The sequence below is a fragment of the Kitasatospora sp. NPDC057542 genome (assembly GCF_042801945.1).
GTDB lineage: Bacteria > Actinomycetota > Actinomycetes > Streptomycetales > Streptomycetaceae > Kitasatospora.
Genome location: NZ_JBHVFE010000802.1, coordinates 1 through 1,765, shown reverse-complemented (window position 1 = coordinate 1,765; position 1,765 = coordinate 1). Strand labels below are relative to the sequence as shown.

Genomic DNA, 1,765 nt, shown 5'->3' with positions numbered 1-1,765 from the left:
GAGTCCTGTCCGCTGAGGATCTCGATGCGGACGGGGGCGGTCGGGTGGCGACGCGTCAGGCTCAGGCCTGCTTGGTCTCCCAGAAGATCTTGTCGACCTCGGCGATCAGGTCCAGCAGGGCCTGGCCGGTGGCCGGGTCGGTGGACGCCTTGGCGGCCGAGGCGGCCTTCAGGGTGTCGTTGATCAGCTGGTGCAGCTGCGGGTACTTCTCGAAGTGCGGGGCCTTGAAGTAGTCGCTCCACAGCACCGAGATGTGGTGCTTGACGGCCTCGGCGCGCTGCTCCTTGATGATGATGGCGCGGGCGCGGAAGTGCGGGTCCTCGTTGGCCTGGTACTTCTCCTGGGTGGCCTTGACCGACTCGGCCTCGATCCGGGCCTGCGCCGGGTCGTACACGCCGCAGGGCAGGTCGCAGTGGGCGTGGGCGGTGGCGCGCGGTGCAAACAGACGAGAGAACATGGGAGTCCTTCCTTAGATCGTCTTCCCGCGCCCGAGATTACCCTTCCGCCCTCCCGGTTTCGCGATCGGGCGGTGGGCCTAGGGCAAAAGGCGGACCTGGAAACGGGGCATTCGGGACATCGAACGGGTGACGGTCCGTGCGGCAGACTGGGGGCGGGCGGATCGGGAGGAGGAGTCGTGGCGCGGAGCACGCGGCCGGAGGGTGCCGGAGCCGGGAGGCAGGGCCGGGACGGTGGCGCGCTGCCGTTCGGGCTGGTCGACGTGGCGGGGCCGTCGATGGTCCCGACCCTGCGCGAGGGCGACCAGCTGCTGGTCCGCTACGGCGCGCCGATCCGGCCGGGCGCGGTGGTGGTCTTCCGCCACCCGTTCCAGCAGGACCTGCTGGTGGTGAAGCGGGCCGCCGAGCGCCGGGCCAAGGGCTGGTGGCTGCTCTCCGACAACCGCCCGGTGGACAGCGACAGCCGCAGCTACGGCGCGGTCCCGGACGAGTTGGTGCTCGGCCGGGCGCTGCTGCGGCTGCGTCCGAGCCCGGCCTGGCTGGCGCCGGGGCGACGCCTGGAGCGGCTGCTGCTCGCCCCGCGGCTGGCCCGGGTGCCGGGCCTGGCCCGCCGGCTCGGCGTCTGGGTGGAAGAGGTCTAGGACCCGCTAGGCGCGGGCCGCGGCCTCCGCCTCCTGGCGCTTGCGGGCCCGGTAGGCGGCCACGTTGGCGCGGGTCGCGCAGCGGTCCGAGCAGTAGCGGCGGGAGCGGTTGGTCGAGGTGTCCAGGTAGGCGTTGCGGCAGGGCGCGGCCTGGCAGATGCCCAGCCGGTCGGCGCCCAGTTCGGTCAGGTGGACGGCCAGGCCCATGCACGCGACCGCGCTGAAGTGCGCGGTGGCGGTCGGCGAGTTGTCGGCCAGGTGCAGGTGCCAGCGCGGCCGTCCGGCGTCGTCCAGGTAGTCGTGCCCGGAGATCAGCGGGCTGACGGGGTACTCCATCAGCAGGCTGTTCAGCAGGTCGACCCCCCGGGTCTCGTCCCCTTCGGCGGCGGCCTCGAAGACCCCGCGCAGCCGGGTCCGCACCGCCCGCAGCCGGGGCAGGTCGGACTCGTCGGCGAGGGCGGCGGCCCGCGAGGAGTCGGAGAACAGGGCACGCACCGCCTCCACGGAGGTCAGTGTGTCGGTGCCGCGCTCGGGCTCCTCGGTGTTCACCAGCCGAACGGCGAGATCGGCGTAGGCGGCGAGCTCCACAGGGGTCCTTCCAGAATTCGGTAACGGGCTGACTGCCTCCAGCCTATTACCCGTGCGGGGAAAACGTCGGCGCCCGGCAGG

The 1,765-nt window shown here is 72.5% G+C and carries 3 protein-coding genes; 1 reads left to right on the top strand and 2 read right to left on the bottom strand.

Translation table 11 applies throughout. The features are described from left to right. Positions 1-61 precede the first annotated feature (61 nt). Positions 62-457 carry a superoxide dismutase, Ni gene (gene sodN, locus ACFU7Y_RS43645; RefSeq protein WP_224280729.1) on the bottom strand — a complete coding sequence of 132 codons (396 nt, stop codon included), beginning with the start codon at positions 455-457 and terminating at the stop codon, positions 62-64. A gap of 276 nt (positions 458-733) precedes the next feature. On the opposite strand from sodN, the gene sodX reads away from it, so the two are divergent. Then, entirely contained in the window at positions 734-1,096 is a 363-nt protein-coding gene (gene sodX, locus ACFU7Y_RS43640; RefSeq protein ID WP_263455005.1) for a nickel-type superoxide dismutase maturation protease, read from the top strand. A 6-nt stretch (positions 1,097-1,102) separates the two neighbouring features. Here the strand turns inward: sodX and ACFU7Y_RS43635 are convergent, their stop codons facing one another. Further along, entirely contained in the window at positions 1,103-1,684 is a 582-nt protein-coding gene (locus tag ACFU7Y_RS43635) for an ABATE domain-containing protein (RefSeq protein WP_224280731.1), read from the bottom strand. Between the last annotated feature and the right edge of the window lie 81 nt (positions 1,685-1,765).

Excerpts from the sequence above, each read along its gene's own strand:
- sodX (WP_263455005.1), top strand. The coding sequence starts at position 734 with ATGGTCCCGACCCTGCGCGAGGGCGACCAGCTGCTGGTCCGCTACGGC.
- sodN (WP_224280729.1), bottom strand. The coding sequence starts at position 457 with ATGTTCTCTCGTCTGTTTGCACCGCGCGCCACCGCCCACGCCCACTGC.